This is a genomic window from Novosphingobium mangrovisedimenti (assembly GCF_025153475.1).
Lineage (GTDB): Bacteria > Pseudomonadota > Alphaproteobacteria > Sphingomonadales > Sphingomonadaceae > Novosphingobium > Novosphingobium mangrovi_A.
The window spans coordinates 1-7,418 of the sequence record NZ_JANZXA010000034.1 but is presented as its reverse complement, the minus strand read 5'-3'; the positions used below and the strand labels follow the sequence as shown (position 1 = coordinate 7,418).

The window sequence follows — 7,418 nt, the reverse complement described above, 5'->3', positions numbered from 1 at the left end:
GGAACATGACCGCGCCAAGGTTCTGCACGGTCGTCCGCACGGTCTGGCCGGGAGCCAGGTTGGGCGCGGCGGTGATGCCGCCAGCCATGACGATGTCACCGGCGTTGATCTGTTCGCCCGCTTCGACAACCAGCCGGGCCGCAGCAACCAGCGAACGGATGGGGTGGCCAAGGATCGCCGCGGTCGACCCGACCTGTACCACTTCGCCGTCGATCTCGAGGATCACGCCCAGATTCGAAAAATCGATCCGGGGATCGTGCCAGGATCCGATCACCAGCCCCGACGAGGAAGTGTTGTCGGCAATCACATCCTCCAGCGCGAACTTGAAGTTCTCGTAGCGACTGTCGATAATCTCCATGGCCGGCGCAATGGCTTCAACCGCGGCCAGTGCCGCCGCTGCCGTGACCTTGCCAACCAGCGGCGCTTTCATCAGGAACGCAACTTCGGGTTCGACGCGCGGGTGGACATAGCGCGCGCGCGACAGTGCGGAGCCTTCCTCCAACAGCATGGCGTCGGTCAACCTGCCCCAAGCCATCTCGTCGACCCCGACCTGCAGCATCTTGGCCCGGCTGGTCAGCCCCATCTTGACGCCGATCCGACGCTCGCCGCGTTCAAGGCGCCGATCAACCGAGAGCTTTTGGACCTTGTAGGCATCAGTCACCGTGAACGCAGTGTCTACCGGCGTAATCTGCGGCGTCGCCTTGGCCTCGCGGGCCGCAGTGTCCAGTGTTTCAGCATAGTCTGCAAGCCTGCCCATGTCAGTTCGCCTTGGCTTTAATCAGATCGAGCGCGACGTCGATGATCATGTCTTCCTGGCCGCCGACCATCCTGCGGTTGCCGAGTTCGACCAGAATCTCGCGGGTATCGATGCCGTACTGCTCCGAAGCCTTCTCCGCGTGGCGCAGGAAGCTTGAATAGACACCGGCATAACCCAGGCTAAGCGTTTCGCGATCGACTCGAACCGGGCGATCCTGCAGCGGGCGGATGATATCGTCAGCCGCATCCATCAGCGCCATCACGTCGCAGCTATGCTTCCAACCCTTGCGATTGGCCGCCGCGATGAACACCTCCAGCGGTGCGTTCCCAGCCCCTGCCCCCATGCCAGCCAGGCTGGCGTCTATCCGCACGGCGCCAGCCTGCGCCGCAACGATTGAATTCGCCACACCCAGCGACAGGTTGTGGTGGGCGTGTATGCCGCGCTGCGTCTCGGGCTTAAGCACCCGGTCATAGGCCTGGAGCCGCGCGGTGACTCCATCCATGTCGAGCGCGCCGCCACTGTCGGTGACATAGACGCACTGCGCGCCATAGCTCTCCAGCAGCAAGGCCTGCTGGGCAAGCGCTTCGGGATCGATCATGTGGCTCATCATCAGGAAGCCCGAAACATCCATACCCAGGTCGCGGGCGATGCCGATGTGCTGCTTGCCGACATCGGCTTCGGTGCAGTGTGTCGCGACCCGCACCGAGCGCACGCCCATCGAGTAGGCCCGCTTCAGTTCTTCGGCCGTCCCGATCCCGGGAACCAGAAGCGTGGTCAATACTGCGTTTTTGATGACATCGGCGGCGGCTTCGATCCAGTCCCAGTCGGTATGGGCACCGAAACCGTAGTTGAAGGTCGAACCGTTTAGGCCATCGCCGTGTGAAACCTCGATCGCATCGACGCCGGAATCGTCCAGTGCCTTGGCGATGGTCCTGACGCTGTCGGTGCCATACATATGCAGGATGGCGTGCATCCCGTCGCGCAGGGTGACGTCCTGGATGTAGAGCCGGTCGGAGTCGGGATTGAAGGTCATGCTGCGATCTTTTCCATGTGGGTCCGGGCAAGGCTTTCGCCGGCGGCCTTGGCCGCTGCCGTCATGATGTCGAGATTGCCGGAATAGTTGGGCAGATAGTCTCCTGCGCCCTCGACCTCGAGGAACACACTGGTCTTGAGACCTTCAAACTCGCCATAGCCCGGAATCTTGAGGGGGCGGTTTGATCCGAATCGTTCGAACTGCACTTCCTGCTTAAGCCGGTATCCCGGCACATAGGACTGCACCTTGGCGATCATCGCCAAGACCGAATCGCGCACCTTGTCCTCATCGACCATTTCCGACAGGGTGAAGATCGTATCGCGCATGATCATCGGCGGTTCGGCGGGATTAAGGATGATCACAGCCCGGCCCTTGGCCGCGCCGCCGACGGTTTCGATCGCCCTGGCGGTGGTGCGGGTGAATTCGTCGATATTGGCGCGGGTGCCGGGACCAGCTGAACGGGACGAGACCGAAGCCACGATTTCGGCGTAATGCACCTTGGCGACCTGCGAGACCGCCGCGACGATCGGAATCGTCGCCTGCCCGCCACAGGTCACCATGTTGACGTTGCGCACAGTTCGGTCAACCGCCGGGTTGACTGGGGGGATAGTGGCCGGCCCGATCGCCGCGGGTGTCAGATCGACCATCAGCTTGCCGTCGCGGGCAAGCACTTCGTCATGCGCCTTGTGCGCATAGGCCGAGGTCGCATCGAAGGCGATGCCGATTTCGGCATATTGTGGCATCTTGCACAGCCCCTCGATCCCCTCATGGGTGGTGGCAAGTCCGCGTTCGCGGGCCATGGCTAGCCCTTCGGAGGCCGGGTCGATCCCGACCACGGCCACCAGGTCGAGCGTTTCCGAGCCCTTCAGGAGCTTGATCATCAGATCGGTGCCGATGTTCCCGGAACCGATAATTGCGCATTTCATCTTGGGCATTTGACCAGCCTCCATTCCAAATTAGTCAGCAGCAAACGCTGCCCGAACCGTTCCGAGCCCGTTGATCCGCGCCTCGACCACATCGCCGCGCGCAACCCCGGCCATTGGCCCGAGCGCGCCCGACAGGATCACGTCTCCTTCCAGCAGAGGGCGGCCGGCCCGGGCCATCACCCGCGCCAGCCACAGCGATGCAGTAATCGGGCTGCCGAGACATGCAATTCCAGCACCAACCGAAATCGGCTCGCCCTTCACTTCCATGACCATGCCGCAGCTGCGCAGATCGAGCCCGTCAAGCTTGCGCGGCACCGCGCCGAGCACGAACAGCCCGCTCGAGGCGTTGTCGGCGATCGTGTCCCAGATCTTGATGTCCCAATTGGCCACCCGACTGTCGACGATCTCGATCGCCGGCACGACATATTCGACCGCCCGGATCATCTCGGCGGTCGTCAGATCAGAATGCGGCAGATCGCGCCCGATCACGATCGCAATCTCGGCCTCGACCTTGGGCTGGATCACCTGGTCGAGCGACACCGGGATGCCTTCAGGCACGTCCATGTCGGCGAACAGCATCCCATAGTCGGGCTGATCCACCCCGAGCTGGCGCTGGACCGCGATCGAGGTCAACCCGATCTTGCGGCCGACCAGGCGCCGTCCATTGGCGAGGTAGTACTTGGTGTTGGCTTCCTGCACGGCATAGGCGGCTTCGACGCCACCAGCCGAAATCAGGTCGCGGATCGCGCTGACTGGCTTACCCGTTTCGGCCGCGCCGCGCAGCGCCAGGGCCGCTTGTTCGATAGTCTTGGGGTCGATTGTCATCGTCTTACAGCTTCACGCAAATGTTGGTGATCTCGGTGTAGAATTCGAGGCTGTGCACCCCGCCTTCCCGGCCGATGCCGGAATGGCCGGACCCGCCGAAAGCCGTGCGCAGATCGCGCAGGAACCAGGAATTGACCCAGCACACCCCCACGTCCATCGCCGCCGCTACGCGGTGTCCGCGCGACAGGTTTTCGGTCCAGATCGAGGCGCACAAGCCGTAAACCGTATCGTTTGCCAGTGCGATCACCTCGTCCTCGCTGTCGAACGGCACGATACCGCAGCACGGTCCGAAGATTTCCTCGCGCATCACGGTATCGCCGTGGGCGACATCGATCCACAGCGTCGGTTCCACGAAGAAGCCGCTGGCTTCCGCACCCGAAATTTCGGGAACGCCGCCGCCGGTGACCACAGTGGCCCCGTCCTCGACCGCACGGCGATAGTAGCCCAGCACTTTCTCGCGGTGCTCGGCGCTGATCAGCGGGCCGAGATAGGCGCGATCACCGGTCACGCCCGGCTTGAAGCCCTGCGCCGCCGCCGCCATCCGCGCCACGAAGGCGTCGAAGATCGGTCGTTCGACATAGACCCGCTCGGTTCCGAGGCAGACCTGCCCGGTGTTCAGGAAGACCGAGCGCGACAGACCCTCGACCGCCTTGGCGAGGTCGGCATCGGCGAAAACAATCGCCGGGTTCTTGCCACCGAGTTCGAACGAAATGTCGCGAACGCCGATCGCGGCCTTGCGCATGATCGCCTGTCCGGTGCCTGTTTCGCCGGTGAAGGTGATAGCATCGACATCGGGGTTGGACGTGAGGAACTCGCCGGCCGAACCCGGACCGAATCCATGGACGACGTTGTAGACACCCTTGGGCATGCCCACCGCGTTCATTACTTCGCCCAGCAGGGCAGCGGTACGCGGGGTTTCCTCCGAAGGCTTGACCACCACGGTATTGCCGCAGGCCAGCGCCGGGCCAACCTTCCAGGTCATCAGCAGCAGCGGGAAGTTCCACGGGCAGACCACCGCGACCACACCCTTGGGCTTGCGCACGGTATAGTTGAGCGCCTGGCCGCCATCGGGGGGCGATGTGTTGAAGCTTTCGCCCGGCATCGTCGAGACGACATCGGCGAACATGCGGAAGTTGGCAGCCCCGCGCGGAATGTCGATATGGGACGCAACATGGCGCGGCTTGCCGGTGTCGGCCACTTCGGCAGCCAGGAAATCATCCGCTCGGCGTTCGATCTCCGTCGCCACGGCGGCGATCAGCTTGACCCGCTCGGCCGTGGTCATCTTGCCCCATGGTCCGGCAAGCGCTGCCTTGGCCGCAGCCACGGCGTCTGCGACGTCAGCCTGGCTTGCTTCGTGCACAACCCCGATCTCGGTGCCTGTGGCCGGGTTGACGTTGGGAAACGACTTACCCTCGCTACCTTTGCGATAGGAACCGTCAATGAAGTTCAGGATAGTTTCGGTGACCGGAGAGCAGGAAGCTGAGACCATTGGTGCATAATACCTAAGTTGGCCGGAGGCCATGTTGCGTCAGAATTGCCTAGCGCCGATCGCAGCGAGCCCGGCGTTGGCGTATTCGACGTCCATAGCTTCGCTCCCGCCGGAAACACCGATCGCACCGACGAATTCACCGGCGATTTCGATCGGCAGGCCGCCGCCGAACATCGCTAATCCCGGCTGCGAGACGATCCCGTCGCGCAGGGCCGGATTGCCCGAAACCATCGCATAGAGATCCGGCGTCGGGACGCGGAAACTGGCGGCGCTGTAAGCCTTGTCCTGCGCGATCTTTGCGGATGGCGAAGGGGAGCCGCTGGCGCGGACGAACGCGACCAGATCTCCCCCGGCGCCGACCACCGCGGCAACGACCGGACAGCCCGCCGCCGCACCCGTGGCGACGGCGGCAGCCGCTGCGTTCAGTGCCATTTCGTGACCGATGGTTCGTATCGAAACCACGCCGTCCATGATCAGGTGTTCACCGTCATGAAGCGATCATTCAGCGCCTTCTCGTAATAGAAGATCGCCTTGCCGGCGTTCTCGGCCTGCCACATCCGCTGCGGATTGTCGGGATAATAGATGTAACCGCCGCTGAAGGTTTCGTTGCGGTTGCCCGAGGGATCGAAGAAGTAGATCGTCTGGCCGCGGGTGATCCCGTGACGGGTCGGGCCGATGTCGAGCGAAATATCGTAGCGGCTGATGATGTCGGCGGCATGGCCAACATCGTGCCACGATTCCAGGTTGAACGAGGTATGGTGGATCTTGCCGTCCTCGGGATAGCCTAAGAAGGCGACATCATGTGCCTTGTTGCTGCAGCTAAGAAAGATGCCGAGCCGGGTGCCGCTGGTTTCATCTACCAGTTCCTCGGCAACCGAGAAATCCAGCGCATCGACGAAGATCTTTGCGGATGCGGAGATGTCCACGCCATTCAGTGCGCAGTGATCGAAGCGGGTGGCACGCATGCCGCGCGGTTCGACCACCCAGACATCGGGGTTCTTGACAGCCGGTCCGGTGGCAGCCAGTTCCATTTCTGCGTAGAGTTCAAACACGTGCTGGGTTGGCGTGTTGAAGCGGATCTTGCGACCCACGCCGGGGTCCGATCCGGCCGGGATCACATCGACATGGACGCCGATATCGAGCAGGCGCTCCGCGAAATGGTCGAGGTCAGCATCCTTGACGACCTTAAAGCCCATCACGTCCATCCCGGCTTGGTCGGCCTCGCGCAGGATAATGCTGTGCCGATCGAATTCGTCAAACGCCTGGAAAAAGGCGCGGTCGCCGTCGCGATTAACAAAATTCAAACCAATCCGGTCGCGGTAATGGGCAATAGCCTCATCGAGGTCGAGAACCCTGAGCTGCACGTAGCCAGGACGAATTACACCAGTTAGAGCCATGTCGACACTCCTCTCCGTTCAGCCCTTGAGACCATTCCTAAAGAACTCGGCAACCATCCGATTGAAACTTGCCATCCGCTCGATCTGCACCCAGTGCCCGCATTCGGCGAACAGATGCAGATCGGCCCGCTTCATCAGCGTGGCGAGGCGTACGGTAGAATCGAGCGGGATCACCTGATCGGCAATCCCGTGCAGGATCAGAGTTTCGTGCGCGACTGCGGCGATGTCCTCCTCGCGACTGGCGAGCATCGCCACGTTGGCCTGGCGGTCGGCGCCGCCGAACGTTGCATGATAGGGCTCATGTGCTTCGGGCCGGGCGCTGGCGACATAGCGCGACTGGATCAGATCCTCGGTCAGGCGGCTGTGATCCCAGGCTAGGTACTTGAGCGAATCGCGCATCGCCTCGACCGAGGGTTCATAGCCCCAGACCTGGTCGAGCGCTGGGGTAATCGGAAAGTTGAGCCCTGCAGGTCCCATCAGAACTGCGCGCTCCACCCGATCGGGGTGGGCAATCATAAACGCCAGCGTGATCCCGCCACCGAAAGAATTGCCGACTATCGAAACCTTGTCGATGCCCAGTCCGTCGAGAAAGCCGGCGAGCTGGTCGACCCAGATCTGCTTGTCCTCGATCCGGCCCTTGCTGTCCGAATAGCCGAAGCCGAACATGTCGGGCGCAATGACCCGGAAATCCTCGGCGAGGATCGGCATATTCAGCCGCCAGTTGGCCCAGGCTGTCACACCGGGGCCCGATCCGTGGACCAGCAGCACCGGGGCGCCTTCGCCGACGTCGTGGTAATTGGTCGAGCTTCCGCCGACAACCAGCGACTTACCGATTTCCGGACGTGCCGTGTCCAAAGTCGAGCTTACCATGGTAGCCATCAGATCCTTTCCCGCCTCGATGATTTTGCATTCGGCTGGACCTAGACGCCGAATCGCCGTCTCTGTCGCCAACTGCCTCATTCATTGCACTATTTGAAACGCATTTGCAAAT

General features: G+C 62.4%; 8 protein-coding genes. All 8 read right to left on the bottom strand.

The window, feature by feature from the left end:
• Positions 1 to 757 (bottom strand): 2-keto-4-pentenoate hydratase (locus tag NZK81_RS21170; RefSeq protein WP_260047962.1); only part of this gene is annotated, 757 nt, incomplete at its 3' end.
• A 1-nt stretch (position 758) separates the two neighbouring features.
• Positions 759 to 1,790 (bottom strand): 4-hydroxy-2-oxovalerate aldolase, encoded by a 1,032-nt coding sequence (dmpG, locus tag NZK81_RS21165; RefSeq protein ID WP_260047961.1) that lies wholly within the window; start codon positions 1,788 to 1,790, stop codon positions 759 to 761.
• Entirely contained in the window at positions 1,787 to 2,725 is a 939-nt protein-coding gene (locus tag NZK81_RS21160; RefSeq protein WP_260047960.1) for an acetaldehyde dehydrogenase (acetylating), read from the bottom strand. The genes dmpG and NZK81_RS21160 overlap by 4 nt, the downstream gene beginning before the upstream one ends.
• 21 nt (positions 2,726 to 2,746) lie before the next feature.
• Positions 2,747 to 3,541, bottom strand: a complete 795-nt coding sequence (locus NZK81_RS21155) for a fumarylacetoacetate hydrolase family protein (RefSeq protein WP_260047959.1) — start codon at positions 3,539 to 3,541, stop codon at positions 2,747 to 2,749.
• Positions 3,542 to 3,545: 4 nt separating this feature from the next.
• Positions 3,546 to 5,030 carry a 2-hydroxymuconic semialdehyde dehydrogenase gene (locus NZK81_RS21150; protein WP_260047958.1) on the bottom strand — a complete coding sequence of 495 codons (1,485 nt, stop codon included), beginning with the start codon at positions 5,028 to 5,030 and terminating at the stop codon, positions 3,546 to 3,548.
• Between the two features lie 39 nt (positions 5,031 to 5,069).
• On the bottom strand, positions 5,070 to 5,501 hold the full coding sequence (locus NZK81_RS21145; protein ID WP_260047957.1) for a GlcG/HbpS family heme-binding protein: 432 nt from the start codon (positions 5,499 to 5,501) through the stop codon (positions 5,070 to 5,072).
• 2 nt (positions 5,502 to 5,503) lie between these two features.
• Entirely contained in the window at positions 5,504 to 6,427 is a 924-nt protein-coding gene (locus tag NZK81_RS21140; RefSeq protein ID WP_188823280.1) for a catechol 2,3-dioxygenase, read from the bottom strand.
• Between the two features lie 18 nt (positions 6,428 to 6,445).
• Positions 6,446 to 7,297, bottom strand: coding sequence for an alpha/beta fold hydrolase (locus NZK81_RS21135; RefSeq protein ID WP_188823282.1), 852 nt, complete (start codon positions 7,295 to 7,297; stop codon positions 6,446 to 6,448).
• Between the last annotated feature and the right edge of the window lie 121 nt (positions 7,298 to 7,418).